8 protein-coding genes are annotated in these 21,962 nt (G+C 74.7%); 6 read left to right on the top strand and 2 right to left on the bottom strand.

Annotated elements, in window-relative coordinates; all coding sequences use genetic code 11:
* Positions 1-39 precede the first annotated feature (39 nt).
* The 4 genes from BL253_RS09770 (at position 40) to BL253_RS09785 (ending at position 16,936) form a co-directional block, all read left to right on the top strand.
* Complete coding sequence (locus BL253_RS09770; RefSeq protein WP_076815595.1) at positions 40-6,996, top strand: type I polyketide synthase; 6,957 nt, start codon at positions 40-42, stop codon at positions 6,994-6,996.
* Positions 6,989-8,614 (top strand): long-chain-fatty-acid--CoA ligase, encoded by a 1,626-nt coding sequence (locus BL253_RS09775; protein ID WP_076815597.1) that lies wholly within the window; start codon positions 6,989-6,991, stop codon positions 8,612-8,614. Before BL253_RS09770 ends, BL253_RS09775 begins: the two co-directional genes overlap by 8 nt.
* Complete coding sequence (locus BL253_RS09780) at positions 8,614-15,624, top strand: SDR family NAD(P)-dependent oxidoreductase (RefSeq protein WP_076815599.1); 7,011 nt, start codon at positions 8,614-8,616, stop codon at positions 15,622-15,624. The genes BL253_RS09775 and BL253_RS09780 overlap by 1 nt, the downstream gene beginning before the upstream one ends.
* A 163-nt stretch (positions 15,625-15,787) precedes the next feature.
* On the top strand, positions 15,788-16,936 hold the full coding sequence (locus BL253_RS09785; protein ID WP_081438169.1) for a P1 family peptidase: 1,149 nt from the start codon (positions 15,788-15,790) through the stop codon (positions 16,934-16,936).
* A 9-nt stretch (positions 16,937-16,945) separates the two neighbouring features.
* On the opposite strand, the gene BL253_RS09790 is transcribed toward BL253_RS09785, so the two are convergent.
* Positions 16,946-18,340, bottom strand: coding sequence for a lysine N(6)-hydroxylase/L-ornithine N(5)-oxygenase family protein (locus BL253_RS09790; RefSeq protein ID WP_076815601.1), 1,395 nt, complete (start codon positions 18,338-18,340; stop codon positions 16,946-16,948).
* Positions 18,341-19,291: 951 nt separating this feature from the next.
* Between BL253_RS09790 and BL253_RS43605 the strand changes: the two genes are divergently transcribed.
* Together BL253_RS43605 and BL253_RS09800 are read left to right on the top strand one after the other, a co-directional pair.
* On the top strand, positions 19,292-19,504 hold the full coding sequence (locus tag BL253_RS43605) for a hypothetical protein (RefSeq protein WP_241834666.1): 213 nt from the start codon (positions 19,292-19,294) through the stop codon (positions 19,502-19,504).
* Between the two features lie 1,094 nt (positions 19,505-20,598).
* Positions 20,599-21,564 (top strand): isopenicillin N synthase family dioxygenase, encoded by a 966-nt coding sequence (locus BL253_RS09800; protein ID WP_076815603.1) that lies wholly within the window; start codon positions 20,599-20,601, stop codon positions 21,562-21,564.
* A gap of 16 nt (positions 21,565-21,580) precedes the next feature.
* On the opposite strand, the gene BL253_RS09805 is transcribed toward BL253_RS09800, so the two are convergent.
* Positions 21,581-21,952, bottom strand: coding sequence for a hypothetical protein (locus tag BL253_RS09805; protein ID WP_131831475.1), 372 nt, complete (start codon positions 21,950-21,952; stop codon positions 21,581-21,583).
* Positions 21,953-21,962 lie beyond the last annotated feature (10 nt).

Here is a 21,962-nt window from a genome sequence, read left to right on the forward strand (position 1 = left end):
ACCGGCGGCGAGCCGGCGGTGCGAGCAGGAGACGAGACGATGTCGTTGCCACAGACCAATCCCGCCCAGGCCGGACCGGCACTCGCCGACGATGACCGTGAGCTTCTCGACGAGCTGCTGCTGGAGAAGTACGAGCCCATCGCCGTCGTCGGCGTGGGGCTGCGTTTCCCCGGCGGTAACAACAGCCGGGCGGATCTCCTGGAGACGCTGCGCCGCGGGCGGTCGTGCACCACGCCGGTGCCCCCCGACCGCTGGGACGCGCACGCCTATCTGACGGACGGGGACACGCCCGGCCGCATCCGGTCGGCCGGGGGCGGGTTCGTCGACGGCATCGACCAGTTCGACGCGCGCTTCTTCAACATCTCGCCGAAGGAGGCCCGGTACATCGACCCGCAGCAGCGGCTCGTGCTGGAGACCTCCTGGCACGCGCTGGAGGACGCCGGAATCGACCCGTTCGACCGCCGCTGGTCAAGCGGCGGCGTGTACGTCGGCGTGACCTCGGCGGACTACGCGGTGGAGATGACCGAGCTGCCCGACACCGAGCTCGACGCCTACATCGGCACGGGAACCGCCCACAGCGCGGTTCCCGGCCGGCTGTCGTACTTCCTCGGCTGGCGCGGCCCGAGTATCGCGGTCGACACGGCCTGCTCGTCCTCGCTGGTGGCGCTGCACCTGGCCGCGGAGGACCTGCGCCGCCGGATCTGCGACGTCGCGCTCGCCATCGGGGTCAACCTCATCCACCATCCGCGCAACCACATCATCTTCTCGCAGGCGAACATGCTGTCCCGCGACGGGCGGTGCAAGACGTTCGACGACGCGGCCGACGGCTACGCCCGAAGCGAGGGCTGCGGCACGGTGGTGCTTCGACGCCTGTCCGACGCGCTGCGCGACGGCGATCCGGTGCTCGCCCTGGTCCGCGGGTCCGCGGTCCGGCAGGACGGCCGCAGCGCCGGGCTGACCGTACCCAGCGGCACGGCGCAGGAGGCCGTCATGCGAGCGGCGATCGCGAGCTCTCCGCTGGAGGCGGCGGACATCTCCTACGTCGAGGCGCACGGGACCGGCACGGCGCTGGGCGACCCGATCGAGATGGGCGCCATCCGGGGGGTCTTCGCGGCCTCACACAGCATGGAGCGACGGGTCACGGTTGGCTCGCTGAAGACCAACCTCGGGCACATGGAGTCCGCGGCGGGCATCGGCGGCGTGATCAAGGCGGTGCTGCAGCTGCACCACCGGGAGATCTATCCGCACCTGCACCTGGTGAACCCGTCGCGACACATCCCGTGGGACACCCTGCCGGTCGAGGTGCCGACCGAGGCCCGCGGCTGGGACGCGGGGCCCCGCCGCGCGATCGTGAACTCGTTCGGCTTCGCCGGCACGATCGCCTCCGCGGTGCTGGAGGAGGCGCCGGCCGGCGCCGTCCTCGCCGTCGCGGAGCACACGACCGGGGCGGGCGTCGGCGAGGGCGACGACGAGGCGGGGCGGGACGTGCCGCGGGTGTTCGCGCTGTCGGCGCGCACCGCCGACGCGCTGCGCGCGCGGGTACGCGACCATCGGCGGCTCCTCGCCGACCGCCCGGACCTGCCCCTGGCGGAGATCTGCGCGACGAGCACGACCGGTCGCGCCCACTTCGCCGAGCGGGTCGCGGGCGTCGTGCGCGACCGCGCCGGGCTCGACGCGCTGCTCTCGCGGCTTGGCGATCGGCTGGACCCGGACACGTCCGGGGACTCACCTTCCGGGGGCTCGGCGTCCGCGGGCTCGGCCCGCGCTGGAACGGCGGCCCGGCTGGGGCGCCGGGTCGCCTTCCTCTTCACCGGGCAGGGCTCGCAGTACCCGGGGATGGGACGCGGCCTGTACCGCCGGTTCGAGGTGTTCCGGGCATGCGTGGACGAGTGTGACGCGCTGTTCGCGCCGCTGGTCGGGCGTTCCGTTCGATCGCTGCTGCTGGAGCCCGCTGGCGACGAGGAGTCCCGTTCCCACGCGGTGCACCAGACCGCTTACACCCAACCGGCCCTGTTCACGCTGGAGTACGCGGCGGCCCGGCTGTGGCACTCGTTCGGCGTCACGCCGAGCACGCTCATCGGCCACAGCATCGGCGAGGTCGTGGCGGCGGCCGTCGCCGGGGTGTTCTCGACCGAGGACGCCGTCCGGCTGGTCGCCGCGCGGGGGCGGCTGATGCAGTCGGTCCAGGCGCCAGGCGGCATGATCGCGGTGAGTATGCCCGCGGATCAGGTCGCCCCGTTCGTCGACGAGTATCCGGACCTGTCGTTCGCGGCCTTCAACGCGCCGGGCCAGTGCGTCGTCGCGGGCGGCCGGGACGCGTTGGCCGAGGTCGCCCCGCGACTGGAGGCCGCCGGCGCGCGCGTCCGGGCGCTCGCGGTCTCGCACGCCTTCCACTCGCCGCTGATGCACGAGGTGTTCGGCGCGTTCCGGGCGGAGCTGGCCGGCATTCGTTTCCATGAGCCGGAGATCGCCGTGGTCTCCAACGTCACCGGCGAGGTCGCCCGCGCCGGCGAGATGAGTGATCCGGATTACTGGGTGGGCCACATCGGCGCCCCGGTGAACTTCGAGGCGGGGATGCGCGCGGTGGAACGCCGCGGCGACGGCGTGCTGGTCGAGCTGGGGCCGGCACCGACCCTGCTGGGGCTGGGCCGCCGCTGCGTCGCGCGGCCCCGGGAGCACCTGTGGCTGCCGAGCCTGCGCCCGGGCGCCGCCGCCGACGAGGTCATCCTCGGCTCCGTCGCGGAGGCCTACCAGGCGGGGGCCGACCTCGACTGGCCGGCGGTGCGCGGCGGCCCGGCGGCTCGCCGCGCCCCGCTGCCGCCCTACCCCTTCGAGCGGCGCAGGCACTGGTGGGTGGGCGCGGCCGGCCGGGCGCGGGGCGTGGCCACGGACACGTCGCGGGTCCATCATCAGCTGCTCGGCGCCGAGACCACTCCGACCGCACGCGCGGACAGGGAGATGACGCCGGGAGGTGTGCCGGTCGTCGACGAGGCGGGCGGCGCCGCCGTGGAGCGTGTGTTCGCCGCGCACGTGGCCGCGGACCGGCCCGCCTACCTGGGTGACCACCGGGTGCTGGGGAAGGTGGTCTTCCCCGCCGCCGCCTTCGTGGAGATCCTTCTGGCCGCGCAGGACGCGGTGTTCGGGGAGACCGGGCGCGCCATCGAGGACCTGCGCATCCTCGAACCGCTCATGCTCGCTGGCGAGGAGGCGACCGAGCTGYGGACCCGGGTTCGGCCCCGTCCGGACGGCGGCGCCGAGATGGAGATCAGCAGCGTGGTGGCGGGTGCCGGYGACGCGCTCGAACGGCGGCACGTGACGGCGGTGCTCGCCGGCGACGTTCCAGGCGTCGATGTCCCGAGCGGCGATGTCCAGAAGGTCGTGGAGGAGCTGCGCGCGGCCTGCGCCGGCCCGGCCCCCGCTGACGCGGTCATGCCGCGGGACGGGGTGTACGCGGAGCTCGTCGCCCGTGGGCTCGACTACGGCCCGGCCTTCCGACGGGTGCGCGGCGCCGTCCGGCACGGCGCCGGCGTCGTCTCGGCGGACATCCGCGGGGGTGACGCCGGCCCGCTGGACCAGCTCCCGCCGTTCCTGCTGGACTGCGCGATGCAGGCCCTCGTCGCGCTCCTGGACGAACCGCATCTGCCCATCGCGTTCGACCGCGTCCGGCACCTGCGCCGCCCCAGAGGCGCCGCGCTGCGTTGCCTGATGCGGCTGGTCATGCCGCCTGGCCCTGGCGGGCCCGACGGCCCGGACCACCCGGACGCGGCGGTCGGGGCCGGCCGGGACGTGCGGCTGGATCTGGTGCTGCTCGAGGGGGAGCGGCCGGTCTGCCTGGTGGAGGGGCTGACCGTGCGGCGAACGTCCCGGCCCGCTCGAACCGAGCGGCGTGCCGCGGGCGACGACAGCCGCATGTTCCACGAGTCCCGCTGGGTGAAGCGCGCCCTGCCTCAGCACATGGAACGCCGGTCCGCGCATGTGGTGGTCGTGGGGGCGGACGCGCCCGTCCGGGCGGGCCTCACGGCGGAGGCGGCCGCGGCCGGCGTGTCGCTCCGGTTCGCCGCCGACGCCGGCGCGGCCGTCGACATGCTGCGGGCGCGGCCGGCGGACGTCTGCTGGTTCTGGCGGCGCGCGACCATTCCCGCCGGCTCGCTCGCCGCCGCGGAAGGAGAACGCTCCGGCGTCAGCCGGCCCGGCGGCGTCGACGAACGCGGCCTTGTCGATCTCCCGGACAGCCTCGACCGGCTCGGCGACGTCGAGTGGCTCGGCGACGAGGCGGAGCGCCACAGCCGTGGCTTCCTCGAGCTGGTCGCGGCACTCGACAGCGCCGGGTTCGGCCGGGACCAGCGTCTGTGGCTGGTCACCGAGAGCGCACAGGTCCTGCCAGGCGACGAACCCGGCGACGGCCTGCGCACTGGCGTGGACCTCGCCGCCTCCCTGCTGTGGGGGTTCGGCCTGTCGCTGTGGACCGAACGCCCGACCTGGCGGGTGACCCTGGTGGACCTGCCGAGCGGCGGCCGGGGGCGCTGGGCGCTGTTGGACGAGTGGGCACAGGGCGAACCGGAGGAGTTCCAGATCGCGTACCGGGGCCCCGGCGTCCGGCACGTGCGGCGCATCGTGCCGGCTGACCCGGTCCTGGCCGACGTCCTCAGCCCGGCCGGCGCGCTGCCCGCGGCCGGGGACGTGYCCCCGCCGACCGGTGGGGTGGACGCGCCGGCGGCGGACGCGCCGCCGGCCTCCGGGGACGCGCGCCCCGTGGCCGGGAACTTCGAGTTGGCCGTCGGCGGCTACGGCGAGTTCCGGGATGTCCGGCCGGTCGCGGTGCCGGCGCCGCCCGTCCCCGGTCCCGGCGAGATCCAGGTGCGGATGCGCGCCGCGGGTCTCAACTTCAAGGACGCGCTGAACGTCCTGGGTCTGCTGCGGGCGGACGCCGAGGAACGAGGCGTCCCCTACACCGAGCAGCCGCTTGGCCTCGAGGGCGCCGGGACGGTGGTCGACGCGGGGCCGGACACCGGCTTCCAGGTGGGTGACGACGTGATCGTCAGCCATATCGGCTCGATGCGGCGGCTGGTGAACGTCCCCGCGGGCGCGGCGGTGCGCAAGCCGGCCGAGGTGGGCTTCACCGAGGCGGCCGGGCTGCCGACGGCCTACATCAGCGCCTACTACGCGCTGCACACCCTGGCCGGGATGAAGGCCGGCGACACGGTCCTGATCCACGCGGCCGCGGGCGGCGTGGGGCAGGCGGCGCTCGGTCTCGCACGGCTTGCCGGCGCCCGGGTGTTCGCCACGGCCAGCACGCCCAAGCACGCCTTCCTGCGCGAGGTGGGCGGCATCGAGCACCTCATGAACTCCCGCACGCTGGACTTCGCCGACGAGATCGAGCGGATCACCGGCGGCGCGGGCGTGGACATCGTCCTGAACAGCCTCAACGGGGAGTTCATCCCGGCGGGGCTGCGCTGCCTGGCGAAGAACGGCCGCTTCCTGGAACTCGGGCGCATCGGCGTCTGGACGCCCGAGCAGGTGCGTGCCGTCCGGGCCGACGTCGACTACCACCGCTTCGACCTCAGCGAGTTCCCCGAACAGGAGGTGCTGGCGCTCAACCAGGAGGCCATGGGAATGGTCACCGGCCTCCTGGCTGCCGGCTCGCTGCGCTCTGTCTCCACGACGAGCTACGGGCTCGACGAGATCGAGGACGCGTTCACGGTCCTTGGCCGGGGCAGCAGTATCGGCAAGCTGGTCTTCACCATTCCCGACCAGCTCTCAGGCGAGCGCACGCCCGGCGGGCACCGCCCTGGTGGGCAGGCGCCCGCCGTCGCCGTCGCCGTGGCCGCGGCGTCCCCGCCGCCGCTGGCGCTCTCACCCGACGAGAACTACCTGGTCACCGGTGGCCTGGGCGGGCTTGGCCTGGCGACAGCGGAGGAGCTGGTCCGGCGAGGGGCACGGCACCTGACGTTGGTGAGCCGACGCGAGGTCTCCGCCGAGCGGGCCGCGGCCCTCGCCGACAGCCTCGCCGCGCACGCCTCGGGCGGGGCCACGCCGGGCGGCCAGGCCGGTGATGACGGCGCCGTCCCGCTAGCGGTGACGGTGTGCTCGGGTGACGTCGCCGTCGCCGAGGACGTGCGGCGGATCGCCGACGAACTGCGGCGCTCGGCCCGCCCGCTCGGCGGCGTCGTGCACGCGGCGGGCGTGCTCACGGACCGCCCCGTCGACGCTCTCGGATGGGCCGAGGTCGAGGCCGTCGCGCGGCCCAAGGTGCGGGGCGCCTGGCTGCTGCACGAGGCGCTCGCCTCCGTCGGACAGCCGCGGTTCTTCGTGGTCTTCTCGTCCGTCGCCTCGATGATCGGCTCGGCTGCCCAGGCGAACTACGCCGCCGCGAACGCGTTCCTGGACACCCTGATGCGCTGGCGGGCCGCGCGGGGCCTGCCAGCGCTGAGCATCAGCTGGGGACCGTGGTCGGAGGTGGGCATGAGCGCCGCTCTTCAGGAGCAGCGCGCCACCAGTCTTGTCAACCAGGGAATCCGTTTCCTCTCGCCGTCAGAGGCGAGCTCCGCACTGAGCGTGGCGATGTCGACCGCGGCGCCGCACCTGCTGGTCGGGCGGTTCGACTGGGAACGGCTGGTGGCGACCCGGCCGGCGGCCAACGCGGTGTACCGGCTGCTGGCGGCGCGCGACGAGGCCGCGGACGAGCGGATCGACGTGCCGGCGCTGCTCGCCCAGCCCCGCGCCGAACGCCTCGAGACGATCGAGGGGTTCCTGAGCGGCCGGATCGCCGCCGCGCTCGCCTTCGACAGCGCTCAGGACGTGCCGCCCGACGTGCCCTTCGGCGAGTTGGGGCTCGACTCCCTGGTGGCGGTGGAGCTCAAGAACGCCCTGGAGGCCACGCTGCGGCTGCCCCTGCCCGCGGCCGTCGTCCTGGACTACCCGTCCGTGTCCCGGCTGGCCGAGTTCCTGGACCAGCGACTGCGCGCACCGGAACCGGAGGCCGCCGACCATGCCTGACAGCCCAGCCCCTGACAGCCAGCCCGCGTCCGCGTCCGTCGTCCGGTGCCTCGACGGCACCGTGCACGAGGCCGTGGCCCGGCAGGCCGCGCGCCGCCCGGACCACGCCGCGATCCGGTGCGAGGACCGAGTCGTCACCTACGCCCAGCTGCACCGGGACAGCGGCCGACTGGCGCGGGCCCTGCTCACGGCCGGCCTGCGGCGCGGAGACCGGGTCGCCTACCTCGGCCAGGAGTCCGAGCACTACTACGCGGTGTTTCTCGCCTGCGCCCGCGTCGGCGCGGTGTTCGTCCCGATCAACTGGAGGCTGACCGCGCCGGAGGTCCGGCACATCGTCGGAGACGCGCAGGCCCGGGTCGTCTTCGCCGAGCTGGACTTCCGCCACCAGGTCAGCGACGCGGCCGGCTGTCTGGACCCGCGACCGCGGGTGGTCGCCGTGGACGCGGGACGCGACCTTCCCGACGCCTTCGGTGAAGGTCCCGGGGAGCTCCCGCCGGCCGACGCCCATGAGCCCGGCCCGGCGACCGGGCCGGACGATCCGGTCGCCCAGCTCTACACCAGCGGTACCACCGGCCTGCCGAAGGGGGTGGTGCTCGCTCACCGCAGCTTCTTCCGCGTCCGGGCGGCCATGGCGGCCGCGGGGCTGACCTGGATCGACTGGCGCGCGGACGACGTGAGTCTCGTCGGCATCCCCGGTTTCCACGTGGGCGGTCTGTGGTGGGCCACGCAGGGCTTCGCCGAGGGCGTGACCCTGGTCGTGATGCGGGTGTTCACGCCTCGCGGCGCCGTCGACGCGATCCGGGGCCTGGGCGTGACGACGGCCTGCGTCGTGCCGGCCATGCTGCAGATGATGATCTCCGAGGACGGGGTGAGCCAGGCGGACTTCGTCTCCGTCCGGAAGGTCGTCTATGGCGGCGCGCCGATCTCGCCGTCGTTGCTCGACGAGTGCGCGGCGATCCTCGACTGCGAGTTCGCCCAGATCTACGGGCTGACCGAGACCGGGAACACCGCCATCTGCCTTCCGCCGGCCGACCATGTCCCCGGCGGTCCGCGGCGCGGCGCGGCCGGCCGCCCCTACCCGGGCGTCGAGGTCATGATCGCCGATGACGACGGCCGCGCCCTGGGATCCGGCGAGATCGGCGAGGTCCGCCTCCGCACGCCCGCCCACATGCTCGGGTACTGGGGGCTGCCCGAGGCCACCCGGCGGACACTGGTCGACGGTTGGATCCACACCGGTGACGCGGGCTACGTCGACGACGCCGGCTACCTGTTCATCCGCGACCGGATCAAGGACGCCGTGATCGTCGCGGGCGAGAACGTCTACCCGGTCGAGGTGGAGAACGCGCTGGCGCGGCACCCGGYGGTCCTGGAGTCGGCGGTCATCGGCGTGCCGCACGATCTGTGGGGCGAGGCCGTGCACGCGGTGGTGGTGCTGCGCCCGGGCCACCGGGCGACGGCCAGGGAGCTGATGATGTTCCTGCGTGGCGAGCTTGCCCCGTTCAAGATTCCGACCGCGTTCGACTTCGCCGGCGGGCTTCCACGCAACCCGAGCGGCAAGGTCCTCCGGCGGACGCTGCGGGAACCGTTCTGGGCGGGCCGGGACCGCCGGGTGAACTGATGTCCCCACGCACGTCGCCGGCGCCGGCGGGTGAGCCGGTGGCGGTCGTCGGCGCCGCCTGCCGGCTTCCGGGAGCCGACGATCCGGACCAGCTCTGGAGCATGCTCGTCTCCGGCGCCGACGCGATCGGCCCGGTGCCACCTGGCCGTTGGCCACCCGCGCGGCGCGCGGACGGCCAGGGCATCGACGGCCAGGGCATCGACGGCCAGGGCATCGACGTCGGGGGCTTCCTGGCCGACGTGACCGGGTTCGACGCCGAGTTCTTCGGCGTGTCACCGCACGAGGCGACCGCCATGGATCCGCAGCAGCGCTTGTTGCTCGAACTGGCCTGGGAGGCGCTGGAGGACGCCGGGACCCCGCCCGCGCGGCTCGACGGCCGGCGGACAGGCGTGTTCGTCGGGGCCTGCGCTCATGACCACGCGCTGCGCCTGCACGACCTGCGCCCGCACGACCCGCGCCCGCGCGGCCACGAAGCCGCGGGGGTGGCGCGGTACGCGTTCACCGGTACGCAGGACGCGCTGCTGGCCGGCAGGATCTCCCGCGTCCTCGACCTGCGCGGACCGAGCCTGGTGGTGAACACCGGGCAGTCCTCGTCGCTCGTCGCCGCGCACCTGGCCTGCGCGAGCATCCGGTCCGGCGAGTGCGACGCGGCCCTGGTCGGCGGGGTGCACCTCAATCTCGTCCGCGCCAGCGCCGAGCATGCCGCCCGGTTCGGGGTGCTGTCCCCGACCGGGCGCTGCCACGCCTTCGACCCACGCGCCGACGGCTTCGTACGCGGCGAGGGCGGCGTCGTCCTGCTGCTCAGGCCGCTGTCCGCGGCGCTCGCCGCCGGCGACGACGTGTACTGCGTCATCCTCGGCAGCGCGACGAACAACGACGGCCTCGGCGAGCAGCCCTGGGTGCCGAGCCGGGCCGCGCAGGAGGAGCTGCTGAGCGAGGCCTGCCGCCGCGCCGGTGTGGAACCGGGCGACGTGGACTACGTCGAGGCCCACGGCGCGGGGACCAGGGCGGGCGACCGCTCCGAGGCCGGCGCTCTCGGCACGGTGCTGGGTGCCGGCCGGCGGCCCGACCGGCCGCTGCCCGTCGGTTCGGTGAAGACGAACATCGGCCACCTCGAAGGCGCCGCCGGCGTCGCCGGGATGCTCAAGGCGGCGTTGTCCCTGCGGCACGGGACCATCGCGCCGCGGGCCCGCGGTGACGGTCCCGGCTCCGGCCACCCGGACCTCGCCCGGCTCGGTGTCGCCGTGGTCGACGAGCCGACCCCGTGGCCGACGGCGAGCGTGTCCGGGGACGGCGAGGACGCCAGCCGCGCGCGCGTGGCCGGCGTCAGCTCGTTCGGCATCGGCGGCACCAACTGCCATGTCGTGCTCGCGGCCCCGCCGGCCGGCCGGACCGCGCCGGTCGCGCCTGTCCCGCCCGCTGTTGTGCCGTTCGTGGTCTCCGGGCGCGGCGACGCCGCGCTACGCCGGCAGGCCGACCGGCTGCACGCGCATCTCACCGCGCGGCCCGACCAGTCCCCGCGCGACGTCGGCCACACGCTGGCGACCAGCCGGGCAGCGCTGGAGAACCGTGCCGTCGTCATCGCCCGTAGCCGTGCCGACCTGCTCGCCGGACTGCGCGCCATAGCCGACCGGACCGTTCGGCCCGGCCCTGCCGACCGTGACGCCGACAACCATCAGGCCCACGGCGATGACGCCGACAGGGATCGCCCCGGTCCGGGTGGGGATCGCGGGGACGACGCGGTGGACGTCCTCGACCTGCCGGACGGCGGCGTCGCCGTCGCCGGCCGCAGGCGGGTCCCGCGGGACCGGGGCGTCAGCTGGCACCTCCCCGACGGGCACCTCGACCCGCGCGAGGACGTGGCCGTCGGTGGGGACGACGCCGCGGACCGTGCTCTGGATGCGGACGCGCGGACGCGCGCGCTGGCCGCCCTCGCCCGTGCGCACGTTCTCGGCGCGCCCGTGGACTGGCGGCGCGCGTTCCCCGGCGCCGCTCGCCGGGTCGAGCTGCCCCGGTACGCGTTCGCCCGCACCCGCTACTGGGCCGAAGCGGCATCCGCCGACATTCCGCCGCTCGCCGGCTCCCATGCACCCGGCGAGGCCCCACCGCCGCAGAGCGGCGCCGTGCCCGAGACCGCCGGTGAGCCCAAGCGCGCGGTTGGACCCGAGCGCGCCGAGCGCGCCGAGAAGGCCGCCGGGCTCCAGGCGGGCCGGCCGGCCGGCGGTGACGCGCTGGCGGCGACCGTGCGCGCGGCCATCGCCGCCGTGCTCGGCCACGGCGCGCCCGCGGCCATCGAGGACGACCGGCCGTTTCGGGACCACGGCTTCGACTCGCTCGGTACGACCGACCTGTGCCGCCGGCTCGAGGAGACGACCGGTCTGCGTGTGCCGACGTCGACGGTGTTCGACCATCCGACGCCGGGCACGCTCATCCGGTTCCTCACCGAGCAGGCCGCGAGCACCACGGCCGCCCATGGCGACGGCCCTGGTTCCAGGCCGGGATCCGGCATCGCCCGGGTGCCCGCCCGGCCACGGCCGGGCGCTGGCGGCACCGCCGCTCACGCCACCGCTGCTCACGCCACCGCTGCTCACGGCGCCTCCGTCGACGGCGCCGGAGCGGACCCGGTAGTGATCGTCGGAATGGCCTGCCGGTTCCCGGGCGGCGTGAGCACCCCGTACGACCTCTGGCGGGTGGTGGACGACGGCGTCGACGCGACGTCGTCGTTCCCGACGGACCGCGGGTGGGACCTGGAACGCATGTACGATCCGGAACCCGGGCGCCCCGGGCGGACGTACGTCCGGCGCGGCGGCTTCCTGCGCGACGCGGACCAGTTCGACGCGGAGTTCTTCGGCATCAGCCCGCGGGAGGCGCTGGCGATGGACCCTCAGCAGCGGCTGCTGCTGGAGGTCGCGTGGGAGGCGCTCGCCGGCGCGGGAGTCGATCCGGCCGGGCTGCGCGAAAGCCGTACCGGCGTCTACGTCGGCGCCACCGCGAGCGGCTACGCCCGCGGTGGCGAGCTGCCGGACCGGTCGCGCGGATATGGCCTCACCGGATCGACGCTCAGCCTGCTGTCCGGGAGGATCGCCTACGTCCTCGGCCTGCGCGGGCCGGCGCTCACGGTCGACACCGCCTGCTCGTCGTCGCTGGTGGCGCTGCACATGGCCGGACGGGCGCTGCGCGGCGGCGAGGCCGACCTGGCGCTGGCCGGTGGGGTGGCCGTGATGGCCGACCCCGAGATGTTCCTGGAGTTCAGCTCGCAGCGGGCGCTCGCGCCGGACGGCCGGGCACGTCCGTTCGCCGCGGCGGCGGACGGCACCGCCTGGGCGGAGGGCGTCGGCGTGCTGGTCCTCGCCACACGGTCGCGGGCCCGCCGGCGTGGCCTGCGGGAGCTCGCGGTGCTGCGGGGCAGCGCCGTCAACGCCGACGGGGCGAGCAACGGCCTGACGGCGCCGAACGGCTCGGCGCAGCGGCAGGTGCTGTGGGCCGCGCTCGCCGATGCCGGGCTGGTGCCGGAGCAGGTGGACGCGGTCGAGGCGCACGGCACCGGCACCCGGCTGGGAGATCCCGTCGAGGCGCACGCGTTGCTGGCGGTGTACGGGCAGCGCCGGCCGCCGGGTGCGCCGCTCTGGCTGGGGTCGCTGAAGTCGAACATCGGGCATGCCCAGGCGGCCGCGGGCGTCGGCGGTGTGATCAAGATAGTGATGGCGATGCGCCACGGCCGGCTTCCGCGCACCCTGCACGCCGATCCTCCCTCCTCCGAGGTCGACTGGTCGCGCGGTGGCGTGGAGCTGCTCACCCGCGAGCGCGCGTGGCCGAGCTCGGACCGTCCGCGACGCGCCGGAGTGTCCGCCTTCGGCATCAGTGGCACCAACGCCCACGTCGTTCTGGAAGAGCCGTCGGACGACGCGGGTCTCCTCGACGGCGCGGCGGTGGCAGCGGTGGACCCGACCAGGCCGCCCGCTCACCCGCGGGTGCGCCCTGCCCGGTACTGGCTGCCGGCGCGGTCCCCGGCCGGCCCGCCGTCCCGTTCGCCGCGGCGCGCGCTCGCCGCGGCCGGGCTCACCCCCTCGTCGCATCCGCTGCTGGGCGCCATCGTCGAGCTGCCCGCCGGCGGGCTGATGCTCACGGGGAGCCTCGACCTGGCCGATGTTCCCTGGCTGGCCGACCACGTCGTGGCCGACGTGGTGCTTCTTCCGGCGGCGGCCGTGGTCGACTGGGCGTTGCACGCGGCGGCGTTGACCGGATGCGGCGTGGTCGAGGATCTGACCATGGTCACGCCGCTCGTGCTGACTCGCCGTGACCCGGTGTCCGTGCGGATCTCGGTCGACGGTCCGGATGACGCCGGTCGGCGGTCGCTGCGCCTGCACTCGCGCGGGACAGGCGCCTTCGCTGGACCCGGTTGGACCGAGCACGCCGCCGCCGTGCTCGCGCCGGGCGACGGTGCCGAACCGGCCATGGGCCTCGGACCGGCCGCCGGCGCCGGGTCGTCCGGCGCCGGCGCCGGCGAGAACGGGTCCGACGAACCTGACGCGATCCGCGACGAGCTTGAGGCGGTCGGCAAGGACGTTGACGTCGCGGACGTGTATGCCACGCTGGATCAGCGCGGCTACCACTACGGACCGGCGTTCCGGCGGCTGAGGCGGCTTCGGCGGGGCGAGCACGGCCTGCTGGCCGACGCCGGCGCGGACATCGACGGCTGGGATGTCGGGGACGCGGAGACCGACCGTGYAGGCGTCGGTGGCACGGACACGGGGGGTGAGGACGCGGATCACCTGCCGGCTGGCGCCGCTGACGTCGCTGACGCTGCTGACGAGTCTGGCAGCGTGGCCGGGCCCGCTCGCCGCCACGGGCTGCACCCCGCCCTGCTCGACGCGGCGCTGCAGGCTGCCCTAATACCGATGCTCGACCGGCGCGACGGGCTGCTCCTGCCGTTCACCTGGCGCGGGATCCGGCTGCACGCCGAGAATGCCGGGCACGTACGGTTTCTGGTCCGGCGGCGGGCGGCGGGCACCGTGTCCCTGCTCGGCACGAATCGGCATGGACGAACGGTCGTCACCGTCGACGAGGTCACGGTCCGGGCGGTCGAGCCCGCGCGGCTGCGTGCCCTCGCCGCGGCGAGCGCCGGAACGGTGCTGCGGCCGGTCTGGGTCCCGCTCCCGGCCGCGGTTCGCGGTTTTCCCGGGACGGGGGGACCGGCCGCCGCCGGCCCGGACTGGGCCGTGCTCGGCTCCGACCCGCTCGCGCTGGCGACCGCGCGGATCGGTGCCAGGCTGGCCGAGCCGGCCGTCTGTCCGACCCTGAACGCGCTCGACGCGCGACTGCGCGGGGGCTGGCGCCCCGGCCTCGTCGCGGTGTGCGCTACCGGTCGGCGTGCGGCCGGCGCAGACGACGTCGCTGGCGCGGGTGGTGTGGCTGGGGCGGATTCCGTGGCAGGCGCGGACGCCGGGGACGACCTTCCCCGGGCGGTCCGGTCCGCGACCGCGCGGGCCGTGCTGCTGATCCAGGAATGGCTCGCCGACCACCGGCTCGACGGCGGCGCGCTGCTGTTCGTCACGGCGGGGGCCGTCGGCGCCGGGGATGCCACGGGGCCCCAGGACCCGGTGGGCGCCGCGGTGTGGGGCATCGTGCGCGCGGCGCAGACGGAGCATCCCGGCCGGTTCTGGCTGCTGGACCTGGCCGACGCGGCGGCCGCGGGACCTGGGCCTGGCCGGGCTTCGCGTGACCGGGCGTTGGCCGCCGGCGTCGAGCTGGGCGAGCCCCAGCTCGCCCTCCTCGGCGGCGAACTGCTCCGTCCCCGTCTGGTGCCCGTCGGCGATGATGGCCCGCGACCGGCGGCCCGTCCCCTGGATCCCGGCGGCAACCTGCTGCTGACCGGCGGCACGGGTGCCCTCGGCGGCGCCGTCGCGCGGCACCTCGTCCGTCGGCACGGTGCGCGCCATCTGGTGTTGCTCAGCCGGCGAGGGATGGCCGCGCCGGGGACACCGGAGCTGGTCGCCGAACTGTCCGGCCTCGGGGCCGAGGTCATCGTGGAGGCGGGCGACGCCTCGGAGCGGGCCGTGCTCGCGCGGGTCGTCGAGCGTGCCGGGCGGTCACGACCACTCACCGCCGTCGTCCACCTCGCCGGCGCGCTCGACGACGGCCTGGTCGGGGACCTCAGTCCCCGCCGGCTGGACCGTGTCCTGCGCCCCAAGGTGGACGCGGCGTGGAACCTGCACCTGCTGACGGAGCGGACACCGCTCACGCATTTCGTGCTGTTCTCGTCCGTCATCGGGCTGACCGGCAACGCGGGCCAGGCGGCCTACGCGGCGGCGAACGGATTCCTTGACGCGCTCGCCCGGCGGCGTCGTCACGGCGGCGCGCCCGCCGTCTCGCTGGCCTGGGGACCGTGGGGCCATCCGGGCGGCATGGCCGGTCGGCTCTCCGATGTCGAAACGGCGCGGCTCGCGCGGTCCGGCCTCGCCCCGATGCCCGAGGATCAGGCGCTGCTCGCGCTTGACGCCTGCCTTGCCCGCGAGGAGCCCGTGCTCGCGCCGGTGGCGCTCGACGCGAAGGCACTGGACGCCGCGGATCCCGCCGTGCCCGCGATCCTCGCGGACCTGGCGCGGTCCCAGGGACGCGTTGGTGGCCTTGACGGCGCTGTCAGGCCCCGTGGGCCGGATCGTGGTAGGCCGGCCGGCGCGGACGCGGGCAGGTGGGCGCGCCGCGTCGCGGAGATGCCCGCACGGGCTCGTCGCGGTGAGGTCGAGGGACTCATCCTGCGGGAGGTCGCCGCCGTGCTCGGTCTGACGGCCGACAAGCCGGACACGCGGGCCGTGCGGACGGCGGTCACCCCCGACGAGGACCTGTGGTCGCTGGGCATGGACTCCCTGACGTCACTGGAGCTGAGCAACCGGCTCTCCGTCACGACCGGGCTGCGGTTGCCCGCGGCTCTGGTGCTGGAGCTGCCCACGGTCGCGGCGCTCACGGAGGCGATCCTCGATCGGCTGACCGCGTGGCCCGGGCAGCGCTGAGCGCCGAGCGCCGAGCGCTGAGCTGTCACGGGGGTCAGCCGGACAGTGCCCAAACCGGGCTGACGGGGAAAACAGGCCGGGTGCTGTCCCGCGGGACGCGGCTGGTGCTGGCGGCGCGCGGCACCGGTCGCGCGGGAGGCCGAGGGCCGGCAGGATGCGGGTGATGAAGCTGTCGAGCCGACCAGCGGAGGCCGCGGACCCGGGCGCGCCTCCGGGCGCGGCCAGCGGGCGGACGGCCTCGGGGCTCGGCGGGTCGCTGACGGACGTGCCGGGGATCGCCGTCGGGCATGCGCGGCGGGTCGACGACGGGTGGCGGACCGGGGTGACCGTCGTGCTCGCGCCGCCGGGCGGAGCGGCCGGCGGCGTGGACGTCGCCGGCGGGGCGCCCGGGACCCGGGAGACCGATCTGCTCGACCCGCGCAACGCCGTCGAGCTGGTACACGCGGTGGTGCTGACCGGCGGGAGCGCCTTCGGGCTGGCGGCCGCGGACGGGGTGATGCGCCGGCTCGCGGACGCGGGCATCGGCTTTCCGGTCGGGCCGGCGGGGGTGGTCCCGATCGTTCCCGGCGCGGTGATCTTCGATCTGGGCCGTGGTGGTGCCTCGCCGGCGTCACACGCGGTGCCAGGGCCCGAGCTGGGCGCGCTCGCGTACGACAACGCGACCGCCGGGCCCGTGGCGCGCGGCACCGTCGGCGCCGGGACGGGCGCGGTCAGCGATGCCCTCGCGGGCGGGGTCGGCGGGGCGTCGACCGCGCTCGGCGACGGGACGATCGTGGCGGCGCTGGCCGTGGTCAACTCGGCGGGCTCCGCTGTCGACCCGCGCACCGGCCGTCTCTACGGCGACCTGGACGCCGAGCTCCCGTCGCCGGACCCCGAGCTGCTCGCGGCCTGGCTGGCCTCGGACCGGGCGCCGAGGCCGTTTCCGCCGGACTTCGCCACGACGGCCCGCGAGTCCGGCCCGCGGGGCGGCTCGGCGCCTCCGGACCCGCGGGTCTCTGGCCTGCTCATGAACACCACGATCGGTGTCGTCGCGACCGACGCCACGCTGACGAAGGCGCAGTGCTGGCGGCTCGCCGCGAGCGCGCACGACGGGATGGCGCGGGCGATCCGCCCGGTGCACACGATGGTCGACGGCGACTCCGTMTTCGCCCTGGCCACTGGCGCACGCCCGGCGGGCAACCTCAACGAGCTGCTCGCCGCCGCCGCGGACACCTTCGCCCGCGCCGTCGCTGACGCGCTCTACCAGGCCACCGGGTACCCCGACCTTCCCGGCTACCGCCACCTCCTCCTCGGCGGCCACCACCCCGCGTAGCTCCCGGTGTCAGCGCGGCGCGGAGACGAGGCGATGGTCACCGGTGAGGGAGTCGTCCCGCGCCGTGGGGCTGCCGGGGGAGCCGGCGCGGGTGAGGATGGAGGCGGAGATCTCGCCGGCGCGGACGGCGACGTTGGACAGCAGGGTCGACGAGATGCCGTGGGTGTGCTCGGTCGCTCCCGTGACGTAGACGGCGGCCGTGGCGGGACCGGCGGCGACCAGGCGGTAGTCGCGGGTGAACAGCGGGCGGCCCGCGTCGTCGAACCGGAACGCCTCGGCGGCCTCGCCGAGCAGCGCGCGTGGCTCCCGCGGCTGGTAGCCGGTGGCGAACACGACGACGTCGACGTCGAGGTCGCGCCGCTCGCCGGTCGGCAGGAACTCGACCGTCGCGCGCACGCCGTCGTCCAGCCGCTCCAGCCGCGCGAGCCGGGAGGCACGCAGCAGGTGCAGGCGGCGCGGGCCGCGCACCTTCTCCTGATAGACCCGCCGGTACAGGTCCTCGATGAGATCCATGTCGACGACGGAGTAGTTGGTCGAGCGGTGGTAGTCGGTGAGCATCCGGCGGATGTCCGGCGACGCGTCGAAGAAGTCGTCGACGGCGTCCGGGTCGAAGATCTGGTTGGCGAACGGGCTGTTGTCGGCCGGGCTGTAGCCGTAGCGGGCGAAGACGGCGTGGACCTCGGCGGTGGGGAACGTCCGGTGCAGGTGGTCGGTGACCTCCGCGCCGCTCTGGCCGGCACCGATGACCATGAAACGGCCGTGCCGCAGCGGCGGCAGGTCGCCGAGCCGGTCGAGCAGGTCGCGGTTGTGCCACACCCGGTCGTCCAGCGCGACGCCGGCCGGCAGCCGCGGCTCCARCCCGAGCGCGACGACGACGTCACGGGCACGGCGGACGACGGTGTGCCCGTCGCTGTCCTGGCTCACGACGTCGACGTGGGTGATCTCGCTGTCCTGGACGACCGGGCGCAGAGTCGTCACTGTCTGGCCGTACTCGACCAGGTGGTCGAGCCGGCCGGCCGCCCACTCCAGGTAGTCGTGGAACTCGTGGCGCAGCGGGAACATCGTCTTGTGGTTGATGAAGTCGACCAGCCGCCCGAGGCCGTGCAGGTAGGCCAGGAAACTGAAGCCGCTGGTCGGGTTGCGCAGCGTCACCAGGTCCTTGAGGTAGGAGACCTGCATCGTGGCGCCCTCGATGAGCATCCCGCGGTGCCAGCCGAACCGCTCCTGGGTCTCCAGGAAGACGGCGCGCCGCTGATCCCGCTCGTCGGCGCGCGCGTTGTGCTCCTCGAGCGCGATCGCCAGGGCCAGGTTCGCCGGACCGAACCCGACGCCGATGACGTCGTAGAGCTCCGACGCCGTCGTCTGCGTGGACGGCGGTGCCGCGGGATGCGGTCGCCCTACCACGGGTGCCTCCGGTCCCGGTCGGTCGTGATCAGGCTGACCTGGTGCGGGTCGGCCTCGGTGACGACGGCACGATGGATCTTGCTTGTAAGCAAGGACCGGTACACGGAGACATACTCCCTGGATGAGGCGTCGGGCTGCTGGTCAGGCCGCCGGGCGGCGGGTGCGACGGTGCCGCCCGGGCGTGGGTCGAACGGTGCCGCGAGCGGCGGTTGGCGCGGCGGTGCGGGGCGACGGCGCCGTGTCGCCCGCGCGCTGGCGGCGGCGGGACGGGAACGTCGGGCGGTCAGGTCGGTGGCTTACGGTGACCATATMGGTGCATTTCGCGTTTCCTAAAGTTAGGCTAGCCTAAGTGTTCGTCGATGTCATGTGGCGACGTCCGCGATCGCGCCCCTGGCCTCTCGGCGAGCTGGCCGGGGTCGGGTGTCCGGGTGTCCGGGTGTCCCAGGTGTGGGTTCGCGGGGCGGGCCGCTCCGCCGTCGCCGGGCCTGGCTGGGGTGATTGCCGGTGTCGCTACGCCTTGCGTTCGGACGGTTACCGTATAGAGTCACGCACTGACCGCGGAGAGATGTCGCGAGCKGGCTGGAGGCGGCGGTGAATCTCGCCGCGCGCCGCCTGAGGAGGGTGCCGCTCGCGCCGGATCGAAGGAGGCTGAGCGTGATCCGACGTCACGCGGGCGCACGCTCAGATGTCATGAATATTACGTATTCGCACGGTTACCGGCTGTTGCGCGATGAACCTCACCGTGACTGAGGCGCGGCCGTGAAGCATTGTTGGGAGAAACCGGATTTGGGATGGGTGAACCTGATGCATGCTGTGAGCGGCAACACTTCTTCTGCTCGTCGGAAGCCCCGGTTAGTAGCTGAGGCCCCCTCCGTTCCGAGCCAGGCGAGGCGGCTTCACCAGCCGACGGCCGCGGGCACGCCTGGCCGCCCCAGCTGGGTGGCTGTCCGTTTGCACGCGGCTCTCTCCAGCGCCGACCGCCCGCTTCGGGCCCGTTCCCTCGCCTATGACCTCGGTCTCTCCGCCGCCGAGGTGACCGTCGAACTGCGTCGTATGCAGGATCTCGGCGTCGCGGCCTCGCATGACCGCCGCTGGACCATCGTCGGGGCCACTCCCGCGGCCGCCGATGATCCGGCCGCCGCCCCCTCGCGCAAGAGCGCCTGAACCGTACCGGGCCCACGAGCAGCGGTAAGCCCGCGCCGTTTGTACCGGGTACGGACGCTGTTTAGGCCAGCCACGCTCCCAGTGCGGGCCTCGGCCAGGGAATTGTCGATTTCGTGACAACGGCCCGCCGGTGTACCTGATGGTAAGCGCGCTTCGGCCCTTTTCGGGCGGCCCTTGTGGGCCGTCGTGGCCAGGAGAAATGACTCCACGCCGCGGGACCGCCTTCCGCTGACCGAGCCCGGTCGCCAAGCCCGGTCGCCGAGCCCGGTCGCCGAGCCCGGTCGTCGAGCCCGGTCGTCGGTCCGGCGTCGAGCCGTTCGATCCCGGTGGCAGGCCGCTCGCGCCGGTGACGTGTCCCACGCGCCAGCCGGCCAGGCCGCTGGACGGCGCGGGAGGATCGCCAGGAGACGTGACGGCTGGCCGCGCGCGGCCGCGCTGGCGCGGCCGCGCTGGCGCCGCCGCGCTGGCCGCCGCCTCGCGCCGCGTGCTGTCTCGGACGGTCGGAAACCAGGCACGCCGAGCATCGCATCTCCGGAACGCCCGCCGATCGCGCTACTCTCCGAAGCATGGGGGACACGTACGGAAATCGAGAGGCGACCGGGCCGCAGATCTACCTGCCCTGTGAGGCGTGCCGGGACTTCCAGCGGGCGCGCATGCGCGGGCTTGACCGTCAGGTCGTGCTGACCTGGCCGCCTGGCCGTCGGCCGCAGGGCTGCACCTGCAAACAGGTCCGTCGCGACCGCGAGGGTTGAGGTCGTCGTCCGCCGGCCGTCGATGGGCCGATTCTGACGTTTCCGACCCACCTCCGACACGGCTGTCGGACCGCGGCCAGCCCGTAATACCCGGATCGGCGATGGCCACGGTCTCGTAACCCACGGGGCCGCCTGGCGAAACGTCGATGGGCCGTAATAGCAGGTAGACGGGTACCACCGCGCGGCGCCGCTGCCCGCCGGTGACGCGTGGCCTCGCCACGCCCGCCCCCCGCGAGACGGTGACTCGCCGCGCGGCGCGGGCCGGGTGCGTACGGGCCGCGCCGATGCTCCGGCCGACGACTGGACGGCCCTGACCATGGGCCGCGGAGGCGAGGGACCTACGTGACGACGACACCGGACTTCCCGCTGCTCGACCTCGGCCGCTGGCGCGACGGCACCGGTGACCAGCGTTACCGGTTCGCCCGTGAGCTGGACGTGGCCCTGCGGCAGTCCGGGTTCCTGCTGGTCGGGGGGCACGGGATCAGCGCCGGGCTGCGGGCGGCCATCCGCGCGGCCGCCGCGCGGTTCTTCGCCCTGCCGGCCGGGACGAAGGCGGCGTACGCGACGCCGGTCGGCGGGCGCGGCTGGATCGCGCCCGGCAGCGAGGCCAACGCCTACTACGGCGAGGCCGCCGACGCGGCCCGCGCCGACCTCAAGGAGAGCCTGACCATCGGGCGCACCTTCGCCACCGGCGACGAGGACATCGACCGGACGTGGTTCGCCCCCAACGTGTGGCCGGCGCAGTGCCCCGAGCTCGCGGCGCTCTGCGAGCGCTACACGGATGAGGTCCGTGGCCTCTACGCCGACCTGCTGCGGGCCTGCGCCGTCGCGTTCGGCCTGCCGGAGCCCTGGTTCGCCGAGCGGGTGTGCTCCAGCCCGCACACCCTCAACATCAACCGCTACCCGCCGCACTCCGAGACCGGAACTCCGCTCGACGGCCAGTTCCGGGTCGCCCCGCACACCGACTGGGGCGTTCTCACGATCCTCGACCGTCAGCCCGGCTACGGCGGCCTCCAGGTCCAGGACCGCGCCGGCCGCTGGATGAACGCCCCCTACGAGCCGGACGCGTTCACGGTCAACGTCGGCGACCTGCTGGCCCGCTGGACCGGCGATCGCTGGCGGTCCACCCGCCACCGGGTGCTCCCACCGCCGGCCGAGGCCCCCGACGAGGAGCTGATCTCGCTCATCGTCTTCCTCGAGGCCGACGTCGACACGGTCGTCGAGCCACTCGTCGCCGGGACGGCCTACGCGCCGATCGTCGCCGGCACCTACCTGCTCGAACGCGCCAACGCCGCCACCGTCGCCTAGCGGGGCAACCGTGGCCCTAGTGGGGGAGGTTCTTGTCGGCGCAGACGGAGAGGGCGGCGCGGGCGTCGGTGTAGATGGAGGTCGTCTCGGAGTTCAGCGCGTCGCGGTAGACCACGGCGAACGGCTGGGAGAGGTCGCCGTACTTCTTCTTGTCGGCGGTGGCGGCGGCGACGCCCAGGTCACCGGCGGCCCGCAGCCGCCGCCAGTCGACGTCCGTCGGGTGGGTCAGGGTCGGCTTGGTCCGCGCGAGCGCCTCGCAGGCGGCCTTGGCGTCCTCGGGCGCGGAGCTCGCGGCCTTGTCTCCGCCACCACAGCCGGCCAACGCCACCGCGGCCGTGAGTGTCACGACGGCGAGGACGACCCGAACCGGCCAGGCGCTGGTGAGCATGCTGCCATCA

Source organism: Pseudofrankia asymbiotica (genome assembly GCF_001983105.1).
Taxonomy (GTDB): domain Bacteria; phylum Actinomycetota; class Actinomycetes; order Frankiales; family Frankiaceae; genus Pseudofrankia; species Pseudofrankia asymbiotica.

What these genes read in the sequence shown, in the direction of transcription:
- BL253_RS09805 (WP_131831475.1), bottom strand. Translation starts at nt 21,952, where the DNA reads ATGCTCACCAGCGCCTGGCCGGTTCGGGTCGTCCTCGCCGTCGTGACA.